27 protein-coding genes are annotated in these 22010 nt (G+C 68.5%); 17 read left to right on the plus strand and 10 right to left on the minus strand.

What is annotated here, in order from left to right; translation table 11 throughout:
- Window positions 1–304 precede the first annotated feature (304 nt).
- Together BJY22_RS20090 and BJY22_RS41105 are read left to right on the plus strand one after the other, a co-directional pair.
- Window positions 305–550, plus strand: a complete 246-nt coding sequence (locus BJY22_RS20090) for a hypothetical protein (RefSeq protein ID WP_167208970.1) — start codon at window positions 305–307, stop codon at window positions 548–550.
- Window positions 547–957 carry a hypothetical protein gene (locus BJY22_RS41105; protein WP_238350407.1) on the plus strand — a complete coding sequence of 137 codons (411 nt, stop codon included), beginning with the start codon at window positions 547–549 and terminating at the stop codon, window positions 955–957. Before BJY22_RS20090 ends, BJY22_RS41105 begins: the two co-directional genes overlap by 4 nt.
- A gap of 106 nt (window positions 958–1063) precedes the next feature.
- Here the strand turns inward: BJY22_RS41105 and BJY22_RS20100 are convergent, their stop codons facing one another.
- On the minus strand, window positions 1064–1375 hold the full coding sequence (locus BJY22_RS20100) for a hypothetical protein (protein ID WP_167208972.1): 312 nt from the start codon (window positions 1373–1375) through the stop codon (window positions 1064–1066).
- Window positions 1376–1622: 247 nt separating this feature from the next.
- On the opposite strand from BJY22_RS20100, the gene BJY22_RS20105 reads away from it, so the two are divergent.
- Complete coding sequence (locus tag BJY22_RS20105; protein ID WP_167208974.1) at window positions 1623–2612, plus strand: NAD-dependent epimerase/dehydratase family protein; 990 nt, start codon at window positions 1623–1625, stop codon at window positions 2610–2612.
- Window positions 2613–2623: 11 nt separating this feature from the next.
- Window positions 2624–3115 (plus strand): metallophosphoesterase family protein, encoded by a 492-nt coding sequence (locus tag BJY22_RS20110; RefSeq protein ID WP_167208976.1) that lies wholly within the window; start codon window positions 2624–2626, stop codon window positions 3113–3115.
- Between the two features lie 100 nt (window positions 3116–3215).
- Here the strand turns inward: BJY22_RS20110 and BJY22_RS20115 are convergent, their stop codons facing one another.
- The gene (locus tag BJY22_RS20115) at window positions 3216–3371 is read right to left on the minus strand and encodes a hypothetical protein (protein ID WP_165546543.1); all 156 of its coding nucleotides are present in this window, start codon (window positions 3369–3371) and stop codon (window positions 3216–3218) included.
- A gap of 18 nt (window positions 3372–3389) precedes the next feature.
- Between BJY22_RS20115 and BJY22_RS20120 the strand changes: the two genes are divergently transcribed.
- The 3 genes from BJY22_RS20120 (at window position 3390) to BJY22_RS20130 (ending at window position 5946) form a co-directional block, all read left to right on the plus strand.
- Complete coding sequence (locus BJY22_RS20120) at window positions 3390–4022, plus strand: hypothetical protein (protein ID WP_167208978.1); 633 nt, start codon at window positions 3390–3392, stop codon at window positions 4020–4022.
- A gap of 68 nt (window positions 4023–4090) precedes the next feature.
- On the plus strand, window positions 4091–5320 hold the full coding sequence (locus BJY22_RS20125) for an exonuclease domain-containing protein (RefSeq protein ID WP_167208980.1): 1230 nt from the start codon (window positions 4091–4093) through the stop codon (window positions 5318–5320).
- A gap of 86 nt (window positions 5321–5406) precedes the next feature.
- Window positions 5407–5946 (plus strand): phosphoribosyltransferase family protein, encoded by a 540-nt coding sequence (locus tag BJY22_RS20130; RefSeq protein ID WP_167208982.1) that lies wholly within the window; start codon window positions 5407–5409, stop codon window positions 5944–5946.
- A gap of 20 nt (window positions 5947–5966) precedes the next feature.
- Here the strand turns inward: BJY22_RS20130 and BJY22_RS20135 are convergent, their stop codons facing one another.
- Window positions 5967–6908, minus strand: coding sequence for a helix-turn-helix domain-containing protein (locus BJY22_RS20135; RefSeq protein WP_167208984.1), 942 nt, complete (start codon window positions 6906–6908; stop codon window positions 5967–5969).
- A gap of 130 nt (window positions 6909–7038) precedes the next feature.
- Here BJY22_RS20135 and BJY22_RS20140 point away from each other — a divergent pair, with 130 nt between their 5' ends.
- The gene (locus tag BJY22_RS20140) at window positions 7039–7833 is read left to right on the plus strand and encodes an alpha/beta hydrolase (RefSeq protein ID WP_167208986.1); all 795 of its coding nucleotides are present in this window, start codon (window positions 7039–7041) and stop codon (window positions 7831–7833) included.
- Window positions 7834–7838: 5 nt separating this feature from the next.
- The gene (locus BJY22_RS20145) at window positions 7839–8609 is read left to right on the plus strand and encodes an MBL fold metallo-hydrolase (protein WP_167218439.1); all 771 of its coding nucleotides are present in this window, start codon (window positions 7839–7841) and stop codon (window positions 8607–8609) included.
- Window positions 8610–8620: 11 nt separating this feature from the next.
- Here BJY22_RS20145 and BJY22_RS20150 read toward each other — a convergent pair whose 3' ends face one another.
- Complete coding sequence (locus tag BJY22_RS20150; protein WP_167208987.1) at window positions 8621–8875, minus strand: hypothetical protein; 255 nt, start codon at window positions 8873–8875, stop codon at window positions 8621–8623.
- A gap of 65 nt (window positions 8876–8940) precedes the next feature.
- Window positions 8941–9429, minus strand: coding sequence for an FBP domain-containing protein (locus tag BJY22_RS20155; RefSeq protein WP_167208989.1), 489 nt, complete (start codon window positions 9427–9429; stop codon window positions 8941–8943).
- 249 nt (window positions 9430–9678) lie between these two features.
- On the opposite strand from BJY22_RS20155, the gene BJY22_RS20160 reads away from it, so the two are divergent.
- Window positions 9679–10230 (plus strand): YceI family protein, encoded by a 552-nt coding sequence (locus tag BJY22_RS20160; RefSeq protein ID WP_167208991.1) that lies wholly within the window; start codon window positions 9679–9681, stop codon window positions 10228–10230.
- A 41-nt stretch (window positions 10231–10271) separates the two neighbouring features.
- Here the strand turns inward: BJY22_RS20160 and BJY22_RS20165 are convergent, their stop codons facing one another.
- Both BJY22_RS20165 and BJY22_RS20170 read right to left on the minus strand, forming a co-directional pair.
- Window positions 10272–10763 (minus strand): hypothetical protein, encoded by a 492-nt coding sequence (locus BJY22_RS20165; protein ID WP_167208993.1) that lies wholly within the window; start codon window positions 10761–10763, stop codon window positions 10272–10274.
- Between the two features lie 102 nt (window positions 10764–10865).
- Entirely contained in the window at window positions 10866–11402 is a 537-nt protein-coding gene (locus tag BJY22_RS20170) for a hypothetical protein (protein WP_167208995.1), read from the minus strand.
- A gap of 229 nt (window positions 11403–11631) precedes the next feature.
- On the opposite strand from BJY22_RS20170, the gene BJY22_RS20175 reads away from it, so the two are divergent.
- From BJY22_RS20175 to pgm, 6 genes are read left to right on the plus strand one after another with little or no spacing between them, the layout of a single operon-like run.
- Window positions 11632–12192: a hypothetical protein gene (locus BJY22_RS20175; protein ID WP_167208997.1), complete on the plus strand. Its 561-nt coding sequence runs from the start codon at window positions 11632–11634 to the stop codon at window positions 12190–12192.
- 13 nt (window positions 12193–12205) lie between these two features.
- Window positions 12206–13405, plus strand: coding sequence for a histidine kinase (locus BJY22_RS42980; protein WP_167208999.1), 1200 nt, complete (start codon window positions 12206–12208; stop codon window positions 13403–13405).
- Window positions 13380–14045, plus strand: coding sequence for a response regulator (locus BJY22_RS20185; protein ID WP_167209001.1), 666 nt, complete (start codon window positions 13380–13382; stop codon window positions 14043–14045). The genes BJY22_RS42980 and BJY22_RS20185 overlap by 26 nt, the downstream gene beginning before the upstream one ends.
- 12 nt (window positions 14046–14057) lie before the next feature.
- Window positions 14058–14414 carry an MmcQ/YjbR family DNA-binding protein gene (locus tag BJY22_RS20190; protein ID WP_167209002.1) on the plus strand — a complete coding sequence of 119 codons (357 nt, stop codon included), beginning with the start codon at window positions 14058–14060 and terminating at the stop codon, window positions 14412–14414.
- Window positions 14415–14445: 31 nt separating this feature from the next.
- Window positions 14446–15921, plus strand: a complete 1476-nt coding sequence (locus BJY22_RS20195; protein ID WP_337758802.1) for a fused MFS/spermidine synthase — start codon at window positions 14446–14448, stop codon at window positions 15919–15921.
- A 23-nt stretch (window positions 15922–15944) separates the two neighbouring features.
- Window positions 15945–17567 (plus strand): phosphoglucomutase (alpha-D-glucose-1,6-bisphosphate-dependent), encoded by a 1623-nt coding sequence (gene pgm, locus BJY22_RS20200; protein ID WP_167209004.1) that lies wholly within the window; start codon window positions 15945–15947, stop codon window positions 17565–17567.
- Here the strand turns inward: pgm and BJY22_RS20205 are convergent.
- Both BJY22_RS20205 and BJY22_RS20210 read right to left on the minus strand, forming a co-directional pair.
- Window positions 17564–17938: a DUF3037 domain-containing protein gene (locus tag BJY22_RS20205; protein ID WP_167209006.1), complete on the minus strand. Its 375-nt coding sequence runs from the start codon at window positions 17936–17938 to the stop codon at window positions 17564–17566. The two genes, pgm and BJY22_RS20205, sit on opposite strands and share 4 nt — an antisense overlap.
- Window positions 17935–18672, minus strand: coding sequence for a HipA family kinase (locus BJY22_RS20210; protein WP_167209008.1), 738 nt, complete (start codon window positions 18670–18672; stop codon window positions 17935–17937). Before BJY22_RS20210 ends, BJY22_RS20205 begins: the two co-directional genes overlap by 4 nt.
- A 42-nt stretch (window positions 18673–18714) precedes the next feature.
- Here BJY22_RS20210 and BJY22_RS20215 point away from each other — a divergent pair, with 42 nt between their 5' ends.
- On the plus strand, window positions 18715–19770 hold the full coding sequence (locus tag BJY22_RS20215) for a glutamate--cysteine ligase (protein WP_167209010.1): 1056 nt from the start codon (window positions 18715–18717) through the stop codon (window positions 19768–19770).
- Here BJY22_RS20215 and BJY22_RS20220 read toward each other — a convergent pair.
- Window positions 19767–21545 (minus strand): glycerophosphodiester phosphodiesterase family protein, encoded by a 1779-nt coding sequence (locus BJY22_RS20220; RefSeq protein WP_167209012.1) that lies wholly within the window; start codon window positions 21543–21545, stop codon window positions 19767–19769. The two genes, BJY22_RS20215 and BJY22_RS20220, sit on opposite strands and share 4 nt — an antisense overlap.
- Window positions 21546–22010: the final 465 nt, after the last annotated feature.

The following is a 22010-nucleotide window of genomic DNA, read 5'->3' on the forward strand; positions in this document are numbered from 1 at the left end:
TGCCGGTCGCGTTCGGGGTACGGCGGGCTGGGGAGCCTTGCTGCCCGGAATGGGTGGGAAATCCACCCCAGACCCGTACCACGCGGCACTTCGTGGGCCCTCGAGCGGTCGACCCACGGATACGTCAGGAGGCGGACAGTCCTCACGGGCTGTGAGAAGTTTCTCGGGAATCGCGTCATGAACGGCGTGGGGGGCCGTCACTACCTGTGAACCCATCCCCACAGGGAAGTGGAAGTGATTGACGTGAAGGGTTGTGCGAGGTCGCTGATGGGATCCGGCTCGAGTCGGTGCCGGGTGTATTGAGATGGGCGACGGTGGTGATCCTCACCCGGTCCAGGTCCGGGTGGAGCGTCGTCGGGTGCGGGTCTGGTTCGGGGACCATGTGGTCGCCGACTACCGGGCCGAGGCGGAACTGGCCGAGCGGTACGCCGCGGCCATGTCGCGCAGGTTCGCCGGGTTGCGGGTGACGAGCGACCCGATCCCGGACCACGATCCAGGACCGGAGCGGAGGCTGCCGGGGGAGCGGCTGTGGGAGGTGGCGCCGAAATGAGTTCCCGTCGCTTCCGGCTGATCCGCCATCAGGACGTCTCCGGTGTCAGCGGCACCGGGCCCGTTGCCGAAGGCGTGCAGTTCACCGACGGCGCGGTCGCTCTCCGCTGGTACGGCGATTATCCGACCACGACCGTGTGGGACGGCATCGAGTCCGTCGTCGCGATCCACGGTCACGGCGGGGCCACCATGGTCGAGTGGCTCGACCCGGAGCCGGGTCCTGACCCCGACCTGAAGCTGCCGCCCCGCGAGTCCCTCCGACCCCGTCCGTGGCCGGATCTGCACGCGGCCCCCGAGCCGCACGGCCCGGAGCCACAGGATCCCGACCCGCTGCACTCCGACCGCGAACTCGGGTCGCACGGCGCGGCGCCGCCGTCCACCTGGTCGTCGTACCGCGTCTTCCGCTGAGTTCCCGATCCACCGGTGCCGGCCGCCCACCACCCCTCCCGGCACCGGTCCACCTCGGTACGGCGTACGCCTGGGCGAGCCGGCGTACGCCGTACCTGAGGAACTCTCAGCGATACTCCTGCAGCGCCACCTGATCGAGGTTGTAGTACGTGGTGGGGCCGTCGCACAGCTCCATCATCTTCTCGGCGAACTCGCTGGTGTCGGGGCGGTTCGAGTTCTCCATCGCCTCCTCGTACGAGGCGAACTCGATGATCGAGAAGTAGCGTCCCGACTCGTCCCGGTCGGCGCCGGTGACGCCGCGGACCGGGCTCGGGCCGCCCGCTTCGGCCTCGCGTTTCGCGCGGAAGTCCTCCATCAGCGCCGCGATCTCTTCCGGCTTCGACGTCCGGTACTCGATGATCTGGATAAAGCCGGCCATCTCTTCCCCCTAGCTGTGACGGACACTCACCCCTGGGCGTCCCTGCTCCGACAGTGCGCCCGGATCGCCCGTCTGGCAAGGGCAGGACCCTTACGGTGACCTGACGCGGGCGCCGCATCACACGCCGTCGTTCGCCCGTCATCAGCTCCCTCATCAGCTCTGACGTCAGCCTCGTCGTCAGGCTCGGCGTTCTGCCCTCGGCAGAGGTGCCTGGGAATTGTCGGCGGGGCCTGATTGGCTTGCCCGCATGGAGATTCTGATCCTCGGTGGTACGGCGTTCGTGGGGCGCGAGATCGCGGCGCAGGCGGTCGCCCGCGGGCATTCGGTCACGTGTCTGGCGCGGGGCGAGAGCGGCGCGGTCGCGGACGGGGCGACGCTCGTCGTGGCCGATCGGAGCCGTCCGGATGCGTACGACGCAGTACCGGCGCGCGACTGGGACGCGGTGTTCGAGGTCTCGTGGCAGCCGGGGTTCGTGAAGGGCGCGCTGGCGGCGTTCGGTGCGCGCGCGAAGCACTGGACGTACGTGTCGTCGGGGAACGCGTATGCGCAGTACGACACGCCTGGCGCGGACGAGACAGCGGTACTGCGGGAGCCGACGGAGCTGGACGTGGTGGATCGGGAGCTGTACGGCGAGGCGAAGGTGGCGTCTGAGCTCGCGTCACGTGAGGTGGTCGGGGATCGGTTGGTGATCGCCCGGGCCGGGCTGATCGGTGGACCGGGGGACAGCAGTGATCGGGCCGGTGCGTGGGTCGCGCGGGCGGCACAGGCGCCGGAGGAGCCGATGCTCGTGCCGGACACGCCCGAGCTGGCGACGGCGGTCATCGACGTACGCGATCTCGCCGGCTGGCTGCTCGACAACGCGACCGAGGGGAGGACGGGGACGTTCGACACGGTCGGGCCGGTCGTGCCGTTCGGGGACTGGATCGAGATGTCGCGAGCGGTCGGCGGTCATACCGGGCCGGTCGTGCTCGCGCCGCGGGAGTGGTTGGAGGAGCAGAAGGTCGAGCAGTACATGGGGCCGGATTCGCTCACGATGTGGCTGACTGAGCCGGGGTACGAGGGTTGGTCGTCGCGCAGTGGTGCAGCCGCGGCGGCGGCCGGGTTGACGCATCGGCCGCGCAAGGAGGTGCTGGTGGACACGCTTGCCTGGGAGCGGGAGCTCGGCCTGGACCGTGAGCGGCGCGCCGGGCTGAGCCCCGCGAAGGAGAAGGAGTTGATCGAGGCACTGAACGCGTAGAGAGTGGGCGCATGCGCCTGGTGCTGATCTCGGACACTCACCTGCCGGTGCGGGCGAAGAAGTTGCCGGACCCGGTCTGGGAGGCGATCGAGGACGCCGATGTGGTCATCCATGCCGGGGACTGGGTGAGCGTCGGATTGCTGGACGAGTTGGAGTCCCGTGCCGCGCGGTTGATCGGGTGCTGGGGCAACAATGACGGCCCGGAGTTGCGGGCGCGGCTACCTGAGGTCGCGCGGGCGACGCTCGACGGATTGTCGGTTGCCGTGGTGCACGAGACCGGTCCGGCCAAGGGACGTGAGGAGCGGTGCGAGGCGGCGTACCCAGGGGTGGATCTGCTCGTGTTCGGGCACAGCCACATCCCGTGGGACACGACGGCCCCGGGCGGCCTGCGGCTGCTGAATCCGGGCTCCCCGACCGACCGCCGGCGGCAGCCGTACTGCACCTACCAGACCGCGACCATCACCGCGGGCCGCCTGGAACAGGTTGCCCTGCACAACCTCTAGAAGGTTGCGTCCTGCAACGAACACGGCCGGGCGCGCGTGGTCGACCGCCGTACCACCGAGTTACGGCGTACCAGGCTGCCCGGCCGATTCGTCGTCCAGGTCAGGCGTTCGCTGCTTCCTTGACCCGGGTCTTGAGGCGATCGCGGACCTCTTCCGGCGTGTACGCACGGCGCTTCCGCTCGCCCCGTGCGATCACCACCCCCGTCGCGGCGACGCCGACGAGCCCCGCAAGCCCTACCACCTTCCATACCTTCATGCGGACTAACCTAGCGACGTGACCAGCCGGATTTCACTGGATGACGCTACGGAACTGACACGAACAGGTGACATTTGGCTGTTCCGCGGTGGGAAAGCGGCGGATCGCGCGATCCAGCTGACCACGAACAGCCCGGTCAACCACGTCGGCATGGCGATCGTCGTCGAGGACCTGCCGCCGCTGATGTGGCACGCGGAACTGGGTCGTTCGCTCCCGGACCTGTGGACGGGGACGCATCAGCGCGGCGTACAGCTCCACGACCTGCGCGACGCGGTGCTCGTGTGGGGCCGCAGGTACGGTCAGCGCGCGTGGCTGCGGCAGCTCGACCATCCCGTGACACGCACGATGGAGGACGCCGTACTGCGGACCGTCGCGCGGCTGGACGGTACGCCGTTCCCGTCGACTGCACGGCTCGCGTCGCGCTGGGTCCGTGGGCGGGTTCCTGCGTTCCGGAAGGGTTCCCGGGAGCTCGAGCTCGAGTCGGCGTACTGCGCCGAGGTGGTCGCGGTGACGTACGAGGCGATGGGGCTGCTGCACGGGCGCCGGCCGAACTGGTACGACCCCGGCAGGTTCTGGAGCGGTGACGAACTGCAGCTCGCCCACGGCGCGAAGCTGGGGGCCGAGATCGCGGTGGAACTTCCGGATACCTGACGTCACGAAAACTGTCGGCGGCCTGTGGTTGGGTTGTTCCAGTCGGTTATCGACCGGAGGAGGCCCGGATGTACGCCGTCATCGACACCGAGACGACCGGCCTGCTGCCGAGCCATCGGCATCGGGTGATCGAGATCGCGGTCGTGCTGCTGGACGCCCGCGGCCGGGTCGAGCACGAGTGGGTGACGTTGCTGAATCCGCAGCGTGATCTGGGTCCGCAGCACATCCACGGGATCCTCACCGCCGACGTGCTGGCGGCGCCGCAGTTCCGCGACATCGCGCGGCAGCTGGGTGAGCTGCTGGCGGGGCGGATGGTTGTCGGGCACAACGTCGAGTTCGACCTCGGGTTCCTGCGGGCGGAGTTCGCGCGACTCGGGGCCGCCGTACCGCTGATCACCGAGCGGTCGATGTGCACGATGGCGCTGGCCGGCTACCTCCATCCGGGGTCGAAGCGGACGCTCGGAGCGTGCTGTGCGGCGGCGGGGATCTCGCTCGAGGGCTGGCATTCGGCGCTCGCAGACACGCGGGCGACGGCCGAGCTGTTCGCACAGTATCTGGGGGCCTTCGCGGCGCCTCCGCCGTGGCAGTGGGCCTACGAGGAGATCCGCCGCCTGCCGTGGCCGGAGCTGCCGGGGACGGACGTGGCGCCGACTGTTCGTCCGGTCCATGCCGGTGGGCGGCATGGGTGGATGAGCCGGCTGGTCGACCAGTTGCCGCGCGTCCCGGAGCCGCCGCAGGCCGACTCGTACCTGGTCCTGCTGGACACGATCCTCGCCAATCGCGAGATCACCGCGGCGGACGCGGACCAGTTGGTGCAGGTCGCCAACGAGCTCGGCCTCACGCGCCCGCAGGTCGACCACCTCCATCGGTACTACGTCTCCGCGCTGGCCGACGCGTCGTGGGCCACGGGCCGGATCACGCCGGATCAGCGCAGCGATCTCGACAAGGTCGCGGTAATGCTCGGACAACGCGCAGTCGATGTCGACGAGGCGTTGCTGCGAGCGAGCAACGGGCGGTACGTCGTACCGGATCGCCCTGGGGCGCGGGGGTTTCCGCCGGGGAGCACGCTGGTGTTCACCGGCGACATGGTCGAGCCGCGCGAGGTGTGGTGGGACCGCGCAGTCGCCGCAGGCTTCGTGCCCCAGGAAGCAGTCCGCCCCGACACCACCTTCCTCGTCGCCGCCGACGTCGACAGCCTCTCCGTCAAGGCCCGCATGGCCCGCGAGTTCAACGTCCCCATCATCTCCACCGAAGACTTCCGCCGCCTCCTCCCCACCAACGAACGCAAAGCCGGGTAGTCGACAGCCACGGCCAGACCAGCCAGCGGCCAGACCGGCCAGACCGGTGCTCAGGGGCGTGAGGCCTGGCGGTTAGGGTGACGGGTGTGGAGTTAGCGGAACTGGGGCGGCGCATCTACGCGGCAGCCCATCTCACCGGGGAGTTCGTCCTGCGATCGGGGCAGACAACCGATCAGTACTTCGACAAGTACAGGTTCGAGGCCGACCCGGTGTTGCTGGACGCGGTCGCGCAGGCGATGGTGCCGCTGGTGCCTGCGGACACCGAGGTGCTGGCCGGTCTCGAGATGGGTGGGATCCCGGTGGTGACCGCGCTTGCGCGCCACACCGGCCTGCCGTGTGCGTTCGTGCGCAAGGAGGCCAAGCCGTACGGGACCCGCCGGCTGGCGGAAGGGGCCGAGACTGCTGGACGACGGGTGACCATCGTCGAAGACGTGGTCACCACGGGTGGCCAGATCGTGCTCTCCACGGCCGAGCTACGCACCCTCGGTGCCCACATCACCGACGCGCTCTGCGTCATCAACCGCAACTCCACGGTCCCCGCGGCGCTCACAGAGGCAGGCCTCTCGCTCCACGCCGTCTTCACCTCCGAAGACCTGACACCCGAAGACCTGACACCGGCGGGCTGAGGCCGCCTGGCTGCTGCTGTCTACCGGCGACGCCATTCGCGTGGGGTCATGCCGTACGACCTGTGGAAGCGCCGGGTGAAGTGGGCTGCGTCGTCGAACCCCCAGCGTGCTGCGACAGCCGCGATGGGGAGGTGCTTGCTCGCCGGATCGGCGAGCTGACGAGCGGCACCGTCCAGGCGCTGGGTGATCAGCCACTGTTCAAGGCTGAGGTGGTGCTCGGCCAGCAGTTTGTAGAGGTAACGGACGGAGATGTTGTGCTCCGCGGCGATTCGGGCGGGACCGAGGTCCGGATCGGTGAGACGCGTCCGCACGTACCACGCAATGCGGGAGAACAGCACTTCTGCCATCGCACGTGGCTGCGTGCCGTGCTCCGCCGCGGAGGTCAGGAGGGCGCGGACGAGTTGTGTCGTGGCCTCGCCGAGCATCCGCGCCGACGGAGAGTTCTGCAACGGCTCGAGGATTCCCGGCAGCACGGTGAGTTGGTGCAGGACGAGGTCGTACACGGGACTGCTGCGCAGTCGTGGAGCGGCTGCGCGGATCGTCTCGACGCTCAGCCCCAAGTCGGCGTAGTCGATCTGGAACGCCTGCGACGCGCCGTGCCCACTCCACGCGAACTCGTACGGCGCGGTCAGGTCGACCAGCATCAGCTCACCGGTCCGGACCCGCTGATCGTTGCCGCCCTGGCTGAACACCCCCGCCCCGACGACGTGCACCGCGAGGGCGAGGCGCTCCGGTCCGCCGATGCGGACGTGCTTCGGCGTACGGACGAGACGGATGCCGGAGCCCTCGTTGCGGAACAGGTCCGGCGTACCGAGTTGCCAGAAGTCCATGCGCGCGTGCACGTCACCGTCCGGGTCCTCGTGCTCCACGCGTGACGGCACACTCGCCGACATCATCGCCGCGTGGAACGCCTCGGTCCGGTCCCGCCGCGGCAGAACAGCGGTATCGAGCAGCACAGCCACGTCGCCCCCCACCCCTGGAACCAGCGAACTGTGCACAGAGAGCCCAGATCTGTGCAGCCACATCCTACGGAGCACCCTGTCGGCGCAGCTACGGTTTCGGCACATCTGCCAGACGAAGGGGAGGGCGATCATGCCGGTTGACACGATCGTGCTGGTGCACGGTTTCTGGGTGACACCGAGGAGCTGGGAGCACTGGATCAGCCATTACGAGGCGCGCGGCTTCCGCGTGCTGGCGCCGGCGTACCCGGGTTTCGAGGTCGAGGTGGAGGCGCTGAACGCGGACCCGGAGCCCGTCCTGAAGGTGACGGTGCCGGGCATCATCGACCACCTCGAGTCGGTGATCCGTGAACTCGACCGGCCACCGATCATCATCGGTCACTCGGCCGGCGGGGCGTTCACCCAGATCCTCCTCGACCACGGCTTCGGCGCGGCCGGCGTCGCGATGAACTCGGCGCCGACCGAAGGCGTCAAGGTGGTGCCGCTCTCGCAGGTGAAGTCGACGTTCCCGGTCCTGAAGAGCCCGGCGAACCGGCACAAGACGATCCCGCTGTCCTTCGACGAGTGGAAGTACGCGTTCACGAACACGTTCACAGACGACGAGGCCCGGGCGCTGTACGAGCGCTACGCGATCCCCGCGAACGGCGGGATTCTCTGGGGGAGTGTGCTGGCGAACCTCCAACCCGGCCACCAGGACACCTGGGTCGACTACCACAACGACGCGCGGGTGCCGCTGTTGTTCGTCTCCGGCTCGGAGGACCACATCATGCCGCCCGAGGTGCAGCGCTCCAACGCCAAGCACTACAAGTCGAACACGATCACCGAGATCCGCGAGTACGACGGTTACGCGCATCTGCTCCCGGCGCAGCAAGGGTGGGAGAAGATCGCGGACGACGTACTGGACTGGGCACTGAAGCACTCGTCGTGAGCGACATGCGCATCACCCACATCGGCGGCCCGACGACGCTGATCGAGGTCGGCGGCTGGCGGCTGCTCACCGACCCGACCTTCGATCCGCCCGGCCGGCGCTACGCGTTCGGCTGGGGCACGGCCTCGCGGAAGCTCTCAGGCCCGGCGGTCGGGGTCGACGAGCTGCCGCCGATCGACGCCGTACTCCTGACCCACGATCAGCACGCGGACAACCTGGACAACGCCGGCCGGGCACTGCTGCCTTCGGTCGGCGCAGTGGTGACGACCGTCGCGGGTGCATCGCGGCTCGGAGGTGGCGCAGTCGGGTTGCCGCCGTGGTCTGTCCACTCGCTGCGGCAGCGTGGTCGGCCGCCACTGGAGATCACTGCGACCCCGTGCCGGCACGGGCCGCCGCTCAGCCGCGGTCTCACCGGAGACGTCATCGGCTTTGCGCTGCGCTGGCCGGGGCAGGAGCACGGTGCACTGTGGATCACCGGTGACTCGGTTCTCCACCGCGGGCTCAGGCAGGTCGGTACGCGGCTCGAGGTGGGCACGATGCTGCTTCATCTCGGCGGTGTGCGGTTCGGTGTCAGCGGACCGCTGCGGTACACGATGACCGGCGCTGACGGCGTGGAGCTGTGTTCGCTGCTCGACCCGCACACGGTCGTGCCGGTGCACTACGAGGGCTGGAGTCACTTCCACCAAGGCCGCGACGAGATCGAGGCGGCCTTTGCGCCCGCAGGCCCGGAACTTACCTGGCTCGAGCTCGGGAAGCCGGCCACGGTGTCCGTCTGAGACCGCGCGATCTACTCCTCGTTCGAGGTGGGCTCGATCTCGAAGTGGAGTTGTTTGCCGGAGCGGACGCGTTCGATGGCGGACAGGCAGGCGGCTTCGCTGATGTGTACGCCGATCTCGCCGAGCTTGTGCCGCAGTACCCGGGCGGCGTCGTCCGCGGAGCGGGCGCTGGACTCGTTGATCGCCTCGATGGTGGTGGCGGTGAGTCGCTCGCGGATGTCCGGATGCTGCTGGGCGATCTCATGCGTGATGCGGAACTCGGTCATTCGCAACTCGCTCCCTCTCGATCCCCGCGGGCCGGTTGTGCCAGTCCAGCCTAATCCGGCTCGGCCTACGCGAGGACCCGCTGGACGAAACTCTCGAGGCGTGTCGTGAGACGGTCCGCGCGGACCTCCGGGGCGGCGGTCTCGCCCTGCGGTACGTCGAGTTCCTTCAGGCCGCGGATGTACAGCGAGCAGGCGAGATCGGCGCAGATGTACATCCCGACCGTGTTGCCCTCGCGTCCGGCCGTCCCGGCGCGGCGGGCTGCGAACAGCGCGACGTCGCTGACGTGGTGGGCGGTGTTGCACAGGTCGCACAGTCCCGCGAACCGGCGCGCCGCGCCCGACGCCTGCGTGCTGACCGCGATCCCGGTCACGCCGCCGTCGCGCCGTACGACGAGGTAGCCACGGTTCGGAGCCTTTGCGTCGCGCCAGCCGAGGAAGTCCAGCGACTCCCACGGCAACTCGGTGAATTTGGCCGGTAGTGCCATCGACTTGACCTGGCTCTTGGTCGAGTTGACGAACGAGCGCCTGATCTCTTCGGCGCTGAGCGGTTCCACGGTGTTTCCTCCGATCCTTCGGCCACCTATGAGAACTGCTCCGGCAGGCGTCGTGCAACCGGTTAACTCGGTTGCTGCGGGCAACGGTCAGCTGTCCGTGACGCGCTCCCGGCCGATCGCGACCCTGTCCAGGTGCCGGTCGGATCGGGGTCCACAGAACGGACACGCCGGGTGAGGGGTGGACTTCTGCGGCACAAAGGTGAAATCTGTACTGTGGAAAGTTCAACTAACCTTCTGGAGGAAACCTCGATGTCCAGCGAGTACGCCGCCCTGAGCGGTGACTACACCCTCGATGCCTCCCACACCCGGATCGGGTTCAGTGCGCGGCACGCGATGGTGACCAAGGTCCGGGGCGCGTTCGACGAGTTCGAGGGCTCGTTCCACATCGACGGCGAGAACCCGGCGAACTCGTCCGGGCGGGTGACGATCCAGGCGAAGAGCATCAACACGCGCAACAGCCAGCGCGACGAGCATCTGCGCAGCAACGACTTCCTGGCGATGGACGAGAACCCGGAGATCACCTTCGTGTCGATCGCCGTCCAGCAGAACGGCGAGGGGGAGTTCGTGGTGAGCGGCGACCTGACGATCCGCGGCGTCACGAAGCCGGTCGACGTGACCTTCGAGTACACCGGTACGGCGACCGACCCGTTCGGCAACCAGCGGCTCGGCCTGGAGGGCTCGGTCGTGATCAACCGCAAGGACTTCGGCGTCAGCTGGAACGCGGCCCTCGAGGGCGGCGGCGTCCTGGTCAGCGAGAAGGTCACGCTGGAACTCGAGGTCTCGGCCATCAAGAACGCCTGACCCCGCCGGTCCCCACTGCGTGTTCGAGGTGGCAGTCCGGCTCAGGCGTGGCGGGTGGTTTGGTCGAGGAGTGCTTCGACTGCCTGGCGGAGGTCGGTGTCGTGGTGGGGGCCGGACCAGACGACGATGCGGCCGCGGTCGCCGAGCTTGGTGTTGATCAGGTCGCGGGCCGGGGTCGGGTCGCCCTGGTTGACGAGGACGAGGAGGCGCCGGCCGTCACGTTGCAGCCGGTCCAGCAGTGGCGGCAGCGTGGAGCCGCGGAACAGACCCGGATCGCTCTTGACCTTGGTCTCGATCATCACGCCGCGGCCGCGCACCACGAGCAGGAAGTCGGCCCGGTCCCGGGTGAACTCGCGGTCGTGGTAGATCCGCGCCTTCGGCCACAGGCGTCGCAGGGCCGCGTCGACCTCGGCGTCGTACTGCGCCGCCAGCCGGCTGACCCGCGAACTCGTCCCGCGCGGCCGGAACACTTCCGGCGTACGGCGGCCGCCGAACCACGTCGGCAGCCAACGCCGGACCTTCGTGTCGATCATGGTGGACCCCTCGACCTCGTCGGCACTTGGAGGGAGTTTGCCCCCGCTCACCGAGAGGAATCCGGCGGCCACGCAATCGTGATCGCACCGCCACAAAGCTGGTCAGCAGTCGGTAGGCGTCGTGGTGCCGCCGTCGACGATCCAGCGAGAGTGCAGGTTGACGACGCGCATCTGGTCGAGCCAGCGGGTCGGGGTGGAGCTCGGGAGTACGCCGCGGCCGCGGACGTTCACGGTGCGGGCTGCGGTGGTGTCGTAGCAGGCGCTGACGATGACGCCGTTCGCCGCGAGGGTGCGTCGCGCCCAGATGACCTTCGTGGCGCCGGTGTTGCGCAGCTTGTGGGTCCGGAAGTACTTCGCCTGCGCTCCGATCGCCTGGTACATCTTCGGCGTCATCACAGGCTCCAACTGCTTCGTACTGCGGCCGCCGCTACGCATCATCACGTCCAGCGCGTCCCGGTAGGCGTAGTACGCGTTGACCACCGGGTCGTCGGAGCCGACGGCCTCCTCGGTGGCGGTGGTGCGAGTCGCCCTCTGGGCGGCGGGTGCGGCCGCAGCGGCGACGTCGGCGTCGGTGCCGCAACCGGGCAGCAGCAAAACCGGGGTCAGCGTGGCGGTCACAGCCAGGTTCCGCATGCGCATGGTGTCCGTGTACCTCCTGTTGGACGCGATCCCCGTCCTGCAGGCCGTCGGCGCGCGTACGCCATCCAGCACTGATCGTGTAACGCGTTGCGACATAACGTGGTCACTGTGACCTAGATCACTTCGACCCCGTACCGGAGTACTGCTCCGCGATCGGTTCCGTGGCTGGAGGTGCCAAGAGGCGCAGATTCCTACCGTCGAGGTCAGGACTCGAGACCGAGGAGAGACCATGACGGACACACTCACCCAGCCGACCATCCGGGACACCATCACCGGGCTGCGTCGGCTAGGTCGCTCAGTGGTGTACGACGCGCTGCTGGTGCCTGTCGGTGTACTGACGATGGCCGACGCGGTCGTGGGTGAGCAGGAGACCGCGGTACGACGCTGGCGCCGGCTGGTGACGTACCGCCTGGGCAGGGCCGCTGCCCCGCGGGCGATGAGTGCTGGACAGGCGTTCGGCTACGGACTGCTCAGTGCGGTGCTGGGGCTCGCGAGCGTGTTCGTGATGCTCCTGGTGGTACTGGCTGTGGTCCGCGGGCCGTTCTGGGGATTGGTCGAACACGGCCCGGTCCAACCGGGCACGTGGGGCGGCCCGACACGAGCCGGTGCATGGACGGCGCATGCGCTGATCGCCGTGCCGTGCATCCTCGTCTTCCTGTTCGCGCTGTGGGGCATCGCGGCGTTGCAGACGCTCCTGGTGCAGGGAACGCGCAGGTGGGTGCTTCCGGCAACTATCGCGCTGGCGAGCGGCAGCCTGGCGTTCTTCTGGTCCTGGCTCCAGCAGCTGTGAGTAGGGTCCAACCGTGCAGATACCGAACGGCTGGCCGCGCGGCCGGTGGGCATGGGGTGCCGGCGGGGGAGTCGTGGCGCTGCTGGTCCTGACCATCATGGACCTCGCACAGCACTACGACGTACCACCAGGGGCTGTGCTGGCTCTCGCGATCGCACGCGCGCTGGCGTTGGGCCTGTCGTGGCTGCGGCCGCGGGAGGCTGTAGTGGTCTCACTTGTCACCACTGCCATCACGGCTGCGCTGACAACGCCGCTCAGCTCCAGTGAGCCTTGGCCGTGGGGTACGACGTCAGCGTTCGGGCACTCGTTCGTCATTGCGATCGCAGGCACGCGGGGCCTCGGTCGCAGGGAGCAGGTCTTGTGGTGGCTCGCAACGCAGGCAGTTGGCGCCGCAGCGGTCGCACTGGCGCCGGACCGTGGCAGCTGGAGCGGTCTGATCACCATGGCTGTGCTGTCGGCCGTTGCCGTCGTTGTCGGCGACCTGTTCCGTTCCCGCAGCGAGACGACCCGCCGGCTGGCTGAGCAGGAGACCATCAGCAAGACCGAGCGCGCCGAGCGTGAGCGCCTCCAGGAGCGAGCCCGCATCGCCCGCGAGCTCCACGACGTCGTAGCGCACCACCTGTCCGTGGTGGTGGTCCGCGCCGACAGTGCGCCGCACCGGCTACCCGACGTACCCGACGCCGTCCGCGCGGAGTTCGCGAGCATCGCCGACGAGGCGCGGGCGTCGCTGACCGAGATGCGTCGAGTACTGCGGTTGCTGCGCGAGCCGGTCGAACAAGCGGGCGAGCTGGGACCACAGCCCGGTCTGGAGCAGGTCACCGAGCTCGTGGAGAGCACCCGGCGCGCCGGCGTGGACGTGCGGTTGGTGGGTGATGTCCCGACCGGATTCGATCCGGCTGTCGAGTTGACGGCGTACCGCGTCGTGCAGGAGGGGCTCAGCAACGCAGTACGGCACGCGCTCCACGCCCCCGTAGTGGTGGGGGTACGGCGCACCAAGGGCGAGCTGGAGATCACGGTGGAGAACGAGGAGCCACCGCGGCCCGTCGTACCTGCTCCTGGTAGCGGACAGGGTCTGAGAGGTATGCGGGAGCGGGTGGCGCTCGTCGACGGGACTGTGAGCACCGGTCCGACCCCCGGAGGCGGTTATCTGGTGCAGGCGTTCATCCCGGTCGGAGAGGAGGTGGCGGGTGGCGATTACGGTCATGGTGGTTGACGACCAGGAGATTGTGCGAGCCGGTTTCAGTGCGCTGCTGGACGCGCAGCCCGACCTGCAGGTGGTCGGTCAGGCCGGTGACGGCGCGCAGGCGGTCGAGCTCGCGGCTGAGTTGAAGCCGGACGTGATCCTCATGGACGTCCGCATGCCTGTGCTGGACGGTCTCGCCGCGACCCGGCGCATCCTCGCCGACTCGACGCCCGGCGGGCCGCCGCGGGTTGTGATGCTGACGACGTTCGACCTGGACGACTACGTGTACGCCGCTCTGCGTGCCGGTGCGAGCGGCTTCCTCCTGAAGCACTCCACCCCTGACGAGCTGGCTGCGGCAGTACGGGTCGTGGCCGCGGGTGACGCACTGCTGGCCCCGTCGGTCACCCGTCGGCTCGTGGAGGACTTCACCCGCGCGCAGCCCGCAGTACCAGTGACCCCGGCGAAGTTGACGCCGCGAGAGAGCGACGTACTGCGGCTGGTCGCGCGGGGCCTGTCCAACCGGCAGATTGCCGACGAACTGGTACTGGCCGAGCAGACCGTGAAGACGCACGTCAGCAACATCCTGACCAAGCTGGACCTCCGCGACCGGGCACAGGCGGTCGTCTACGCGTACGAGACCGGTGTGGTGGTACCTGGACCGCGCGGCTGACACAGTAACCAGATGGACGTTCTGGAACGCGTACGCGGCCTCTGCCTCGCGCTGCCCGAGGTGACCGAGCGGCCGAGTCATGGCGAGCCGACCTGGTTCGTCCGGGACAAGAAGGTGTTCGTCATGTACGCCGACCATCACCACGACGACCGCCTCGGGGTGTGGATGGCAGCCCCGCCCGGTGTGCAGGAGTCGCTGGTCGCCGATGACCCGGCACACTTCTACCGGCCGCCGTACGTCGGCCACCGAGGCTGGCTCGGCGTGTACCTGGACGTGGACGTCGACTGGGGCCATTTCGAGGACCTGGTCGAGACCGCCTTCCGGCAGATCGCCCCGAAGACCCTGATCGCCCGCCTGGACGAGTCCTGAGCGTTAACAGCGCACCGATAGGGTGACGCAGGTGCACAAGGGTGAGGGTAGGGCGGTCAGCCACGAGCTGGCGATCGCACTGGCGTTCGGTAGTTCGGCCGCGGTCATGGTGCTGGAGCTCGTGTCGCTTCGGCTGGTGGCGCCGTACATCGGGCTGACGCTGGAGACGAACACCGCAGTCATCGGGGTGGCGCTGGCGGCCATCGCGACCGGCGCGGCGCTGGGCGGCCGGTTCGCCGACCGGGTACCGCCGCATCGGACGCTCGGGCCGCTGTTCCTGGTCGGTGGCGCACTGGTGATGCTGGTGCTCCCAGTGGTCCGCTGGACCGGCGAGGCCTTCAGGGACAGCGCGAACGACCTGGTGTTCCTCGTGCTCGCAGTCACCCTCTTCGCACCAGCAGCTCTTCTGGCCGCTGTCACGCCCATGGTCACGAAACTGCGCCTGGCCACGCTGGAGCAGACCGGTACCGTCGTCGGCAGGCTGTCCGCGTATGCGACGGTCGGCGGCATCTTCGGCACCGTGCTGACCGGCTTCGTCTTCGTGGCGACTGTTCCGATCAGCACGATCGTCCTGGTGCTAGGCGCGGTGCTGGTCGTCGTCGGCGCTGTGCTGACCATCCTGTTGCGTGGAGCGCGGGCAGCGGTCAAACCGGTTGCTCTCGCCATCATCGGTGGCACGCTGACCTTCGTCGCGCCACGGCCCTGTGAGGTCGAGACGGCGTACCACTGTGCCCGTGTCGCCGCGGACCCGAACCGGGAGGGCGGCCGGACGCTGTACCTCGACCAGCTGCGGCACTCGTACGTCGACCTCGACGACCCGACGTACCTCGAGTTCGAGTACATCAAGAGCTACGCGGCCGCGATCAACGGCAGCCGGCCCGAGGGGCAGCCGGTGGACGCGCTGCACATCGGCGGCGGCGGTATGACCATGACGCGGTACCTGACGGCGACCAGGCCGGGCAGCAAGCACCAGGTGTACGAGATCGACAAGGCAGTGGTGGAGCTCGACAAGCGCGAGCTGGGAGTGCGGACCGGTCCGGACCTGAACGTGACGGTGAAGGACGGGCGGCTCGGCGTACGGGACGAGGCGACGGACCGCTGGGAGGTGGTCCTGATGGACGCGTTCAGCGGGGTGTCCGTGCCGTGGCATCTGACCACCCGCGAGTTGGTGGCCGACGTCCGGCGGGTCCTGCGGCCCGGCGGGATCTACCTGATCAACGTGATCGACTTCGGGCCGGCGAAGTTCGCGAAGGCCGAGATCAAGACCGTGCAGGCCGAGTTCGCGCACGTCGCGGTGATCGCGCGCAAGAACGAGTTCACCGGCAAGAGCGGCGGCAACTTCGTCGTGGTCGCGTCCGACCAGCCGATCGACGTACCGGGGATCGCGGCGAAGCTCGAGCCGAACATGGAGATCCGTGACCGGCTGGACGACTTCGTCGGCGACGCACCGGTGCTGACCGACGACTACGCACCTGTCGACCAGCTCCTCACGCCGTACGGCAGCTGACCTTCGTGTGGTTGCATGTGGTCATGCACCCACGCGCAGGCCAGCCAGCACAGCCGGAGGACCTCGTCGACGTCGACGCCATGCTGGCGGCGTACGGCGACATCACCCCGGACGTGGAGAACCCAGCCCAGAAGGTGGTCTTCGGTACGTCGGGCCATCGCGGCTCGAGTCTCGACGGCGCCTTCAACGAGGCGCACATCCTGGCGATCACCCAGGCCGTCTGTGAGTACCGGGCCGGCCAGGGGACGACGGGACCGCTGCTCGTCGGCCGCGACAGCCACGGCCTGTCCGAGCCGGCCTGGCGCACGGTCCTGGAGGTGCTGGCGGGCAACGACGTACAGACGCTCGTGGACAGCGCCGACCGGCTCACGCCGACCCCCGCGGTGTCGCACGCGATCCTGCGGCTGAACCGCGGCGCGGGCGCCGACGCCGACGGTATCGTTATCACGCCGTCGCACAACCCGCCGCGGGACGGCGGCATCAAGTACAACCCGCCGCACGGCGGACCGGCCGACTCCGACGCGACCAGCTGGATCGCGAACCGCGCCAACCAGCTCATCGCCGGCGACAACCGCGAGGTACGCCGCAAGCCGTTCGAGCAGGCGCGTCAGCACGCCGGGGACTACGACTTCGTCGCGCACTACGTCGACGACCTGCCGTCGGTGCTCAACCTGGCCGTGATCCGCGACGCCGGGGTGAAGATCGGCGCCGACCCGCTCGGCGGTGCGAGTGTGGACTACTGGGCCGCGATCGCCGAACGGCACGGTCTGGACCTGACCGTCGTGAACCCGCGCGTCGACCCCGCCTGGTCGTTCATGACGCTGGACCACGACGGCAAGATCCGGATGGACTGCTCCTCGCCGTACGCGATGGCCTCGCTGGTCGCGCAGCGGGACAAGTACGACGTAGCGACCGGGAACGACGCGGACGCGGACCGGCACGGCATCGTCACGCCTGACGCCGGGCTGATGAACCCGAACCACTACCTGGCCGTGGCGATCTCCTACCTGTTCAGCAACCGGCAGTGGGGCCCGGACGTCGCTGTCGGCAAGACACTGGTCTCCTCGTCGCTGATCGACCGCGTGGTCGCGGACCTGGGTCGTCGGTTGTGGGAGGTACCTGTCGGCTTCAAGTGGTTCGTACCTGGCCTGGTGGACGGCTCTGTCGGCTTCGGTGGTGAGGAATCCGCCGGTGCGAGTTTCCTGCGCTTCGACGGCACGGTGTGGACTACGGACAAGGACGGGATCCTGCTGGCGTTGCTGGCGAGCGAGATCACCGCGGTGACCGGCGAGACGCCGTCGCAGGCCCACGCGAAGCTGGTGGAGCAGTTCGGCGCATCGGCGTACTCACGGGTCGACGCACCCGCCACACGCGAGCAGAAGGCCAAGCTGTCCGCGCTGTCCGCCGATGCGGTCACCGCGACCGAGCTGGCCGGCGAGCCGATTGTGGACCGGCTGACCGAGGCTCCTGGTAACGGCGCCGCGATCGGCGGGCTGAAGGTCACCACCGAGTCGGCGTGGTTCGCTGCCCGCCCGTCCGGGACCGAGGACCTCTACAAGATCTACGGCGAGTCGTTCAAGGGCGCCGAGCACCTGGAGCAGGTCTTCACCCAGGCACGCGACGTGGTGTCCAAGGCGCTGGGCTAACGCACGAAGGAGTCCAGCAACCGCTCCAGGTCCGCAGCGGGGTCATCGGTGAGCCCGCTGTGGATCGGCCCGGGATGGACGACGGTACTCCGAGGCGCGGCGAGCCACCGGAACCGCTCGCCGATCTTCGTGGCCGCTGCTGGTCCACCAGCCGGATCGCCCGCGCAGATCGCGCGAACCTGCTCCAACGACGCACAGACCACGTCAACGTCTACTGCTGGGTCCAACGCTCTCAGGCGATCCGGATCTACGTCCCATCCGGCGCCCAGGTAGTCGAGCGCCCGGCAGTAGAGCACCGCCCCCACGTTGATGAACTCGCCCCGCTGGATGCGCGGAGCGGCCCGCAGAATCACGTAGTCGAAAGGCTTCACCGCGCACCTCCCGGCAGCCAGGCGGGCCGGTTGTCGAGTCGAGCCAGCAGATGGCCTAGGTACCGTTCGCGATCGCCGTCCCCGAGCCACTCGTCCGGCACCAGCCCGATCACTTCCTTCAACAGCTCCGGGGTGATCGCCGCGGCCAGCTCGGCGTCCACACCCGGCACCGCGGCTGCCGCGACCGAGAACACATGGTCGTTCGCGTCGTACGGCAGGCTCGCGAACTTCTCCGCGGACATCCAGGAGTGGTGGAAGTACAGCGCGGCGCCGTGGTCGATCAGCCACAGGTTCTTGTGCCAGACCAGCATGTTCGTGTTCCGCCAGGAGCGGTCCACGTTCGCCACGAACGCGTCCAGCCAGAGGATGCGGGCCATCGCGGCGTCACCGGGATTGCCGGCCGATCCGTCGTACCCGAAGGAGCCCGGGAGGAAGTCGACGGCGAGGTTCAGACCGGCGCTGCGGATCAGCAGCTCCTGGATCTCGAAGTCCGGCTCGGACCTGCCGATCGCCGGGTCGAGCTCGATCAGCTTCAGCTCGGGCACCCGCAGGTCGAGGCGGCGGAACAGCTCACCGACGATGACCTCCGCCACCAGCGCCTTCGGGCCCTGGCCGGCGCCGTGGAACTTGATCACGTACGTGCCGAGGTCGTTGCCCTCGACAACCCCGGGCAGCGACCCGCCTTCGCGCAGCGGCAGCACGTACCGGGTCGCGGTGACTACAGGCAGACTCACGCGGGAGAGCCTAACCGGTTAGCGGAGGGGTACTTGTCGAGGGTGAAGCTACCTCCGTTCGGAGTAGAGGAAGAACTACTCCTCGTGTCCGCCACGGGTGATCCGCTCCCGCGGAGCAAAGCCGTGCTCAGGGACGCGGGGGAGTTGGACGTGGCGCTGGAGCTGACCAGGGCGATGGTAGAGATCAACACGCCGGTCTGTACGTCGGCAAGTGAGCTACATGAGCACCTGGTTCGGATGCGTTCCCAGCTCGCGATCGCCGCGGCGGAAGAGGATGCCCGGCTGCTCGCGATCGCAGTACCCCCTCATGGTCGGGCGGCGCAGCCGATCACCAAGAAGCCGTGGTACCAACAGCTGGTCCGGGAGTGGGGTCTGCTGGCGCGGGAGCAGGGTGTCTGCGGTTGCCACGTGCATGTGGAAGTGCCTGACAAGGACACGGCTACGAAGGTCAGCAACCACCTCCGGCCGTGGCTGCCCGTGCTGCTCGCGATCAGTGCCAACTCACCGATCTACCTCGGGCAGGACACCGGGTTCGCGAGCTGGCGGTGGCTGATGACGACACGATGGCCCTGCGCCGGCCCGCCGCCGTACCTGGAGTCGCTCGACCACTACGAGGCTCTGGTGGCGATGCACATGGCGGCCGGGACCCTGATGGACGAGCGGATGGTCTACTGGGACATCCGGCCCTCGGCGCACCTGCCGACCGTTGAGGTGCGGGTGACCGACATACCTCTCACCACGGACGACACCGTGCTGATCGCGACGCTGGTCCGTGCGGTGGTGGTCACTGCTCTGGAGGAAGGCACCAAGGGGCCGACGCTGGAGCCTGAGGTACTGCGGGCCGCCTACTGGCTCGCCGCACGGAACGGGGTGACCGCGCGTGGGCTGGACGTGCTGAGTGGGGACAGCCTGCCGATGCCGCAGGTCATAGAACGGCTGCACAGGCATGTCGAACCAGCACTGCAGGTACTGGGTGCCGAGGACCTGGTGCGTGACGGCATCCAGCGCGTGTTGCGCGAAGGGAACGGTGCAGTGAAGCAGCGGAAGGCCCTCCGTGAGGGCGACGATTTCGTCGCCCTCACAGAGGTCAAGCCCTAGCTGCGGAGGAAGTCTTCCAGTCCGTGCAGGTCGTCGGTGTTGATGTAGTCCACGTCAGCAGCGACCAGCTCGCGCCACAGGGCTTCACGGGCGGCTCCTGGGATGTCCGGGGTCGCCCAGAAGCGGACCTTGTAGCCGGACTGGTGTGCGCTGATCACGATGTCGTGCAGCTTGGCCTTCTCGGCCTCGGGCATCGGACCGACGCCCTGCCAGGTGAACACCTTCGTCCAGTTGTCACTGACGAGCGGCATCAAGGACGCCGGCATCCCTGACTGCAGGTCGGCCATGCGTCCGTCGTACCCGGCGTAGCGGACCTTCTGGGCCTTCATGACGTCCAGCGGGCGGTTGCCGCTGATGACCGAGGTGACAGCGCCCTCGAACACCCGGCCGTCGGCGAAGATCGTGCTGATCCCACGGTACTTCGCCAGCGCCTGGTGAATGGCGGCGTACGTCGAGGGTCCGTCGCTCTTGATGTCGATCAGCAACTGGAAACCGCCGCCGCGCTTGTACACCTCACCGTGGTTCTCCCGGACCCGATCGGCCAGCGGCTTCAGGTACAGGCTCTCGAGAGTGCGGCCGGGCTTGGCGTCGGCGAGGTCGTGCGCGACGCGCAGTTCGCCGTCGACCAGCCACACGTCGGCCTCGACGCTGTTGAACCCGCGGTCCAGTGCGTCCTGCAACGGCTGCCGGTGCTCGTAGTCGTTGTGCGCGTGCGCCGACGGGAGCGCGCGGACGGCCGGAGCGTCGTACGACTTGGGAAGCTTGAAGTCGTTGGCCCGGGCGACCTCGCGCAGCCGGTCCGGGTAGTCGGTGATGATGCCGTCGACACCCTTGTCGATCAGCGACTGCATGGTCGCCGGGTCGTCGACCGTCCACGGGACGACCTTCATCCCGGCCTGGTGCGCCGACTTCACCATGTCCGCGGTGACATACGGCCGGTACGTCGGGTCGGTCACCTTCCCGTCCTGCGGGAAGCCGTGCACCGGGGAGATCGCCGACGCGCCGAACGACTTCGTGGCCTTGACCAGGTCGCCGCCGAAGTCGTCGATGTCGATCCCGCCGAGCCAGGGCGACTTGCCCGGCTTGCCGACCTGCAGGAAGTCGTAGTTCGTCAGCGCGACCAGTGGGAGTTTCGGCATCACCTCGCGCATGCGCATCAGCGCGCCCCAGTCGAAGCTCTGGATCGTCACCTGGCGGGCGATGTTCGCCTTGCGGATCTCGTCCGCGACCACCTGGACGAACTGCTCGCGCGGCGCGGTCTCGCTGGGTGCGCCGGCTTCGACCTTGGTCTCGATGTTCAGCTTCACGCCGTACGCGTGGTAGCGGTGCACGAGCGCGAAGACGTCGCGCAGTTCGGGCATCCGGGCACCCGGATCGGGCTGCTGGGTGGGGAAGTTCGGCAACGTCTGCGAGCCGCAGTCGAGCTGCTTGACCTGCTTCAGCTCCAGGGTGTTGATGTACTTGCCGACGTACGGGTATTCCGGATCGCCCGCGGTGTACGGCGCCGTGTCGCGGCACTTCTTGGCGTCGACCTTGCGGTCGTGTGTGACGACGGCGTACCCGTCCTGGGTGATCTGGACGTCGAGCTCGAGCGTGCTGACACCGAGCTGCAGCCCGTGCGAGAACGAGGCGATCGTGCTCTCCACGGTGAGCCCGAGCCCACCACGATGAGCCTGCACGTCGAACTCACCACGACCCGCAGCGGCCGGAGCAGCCGGCAGCAGCAGCCCGGCGACCAGCGCACACGGGAGAAGCGCGCGAGGAAGGCGGCGCATGAGGGGTTTCCTTCCGGATGGACAGTGGGCGGACACAGCCAGAGGCTGTCTGCCACAGGCATACCCATGTCCTCGCAAAGGTAGCCACCAAGAGTCCAGTCCCACCGATGACCAACCGGCAACGGGTGAACCAGCCCACGCGTGCTCCGCAGCCGCTCCGTCGCTACGCTCCTCCCGCGCCTGCTACGCGCGCTCCCACCCACCCTCCGGCTAGCGCCGGATCACAGTTTCCGGCTGACGCCGGACGCTGCGGGCTAACGCCCGCGATCGACCGCCCCGCCCCGCGCGAGCACGGGATGGGTACACGCTAACGCTGCGGCACGGAGCGTCGAAGGCGTATCCCGTCCGGTGTCCAGCCGACGGAACTGCGGACACCTAACGGGGAGACCGACCCGGTCTCGGCGACTGATCAGGTCACTGTCTCCTACGGGTACGACGCCGCGGGGAATCGGACCCGTTACACCG

It is taken from the genome of Kribbella shirazensis (genome assembly GCF_011761605.1).
Classification (GTDB): domain Bacteria; phylum Actinomycetota; class Actinomycetes; order Propionibacteriales; family Kribbellaceae; genus Kribbella; species Kribbella shirazensis.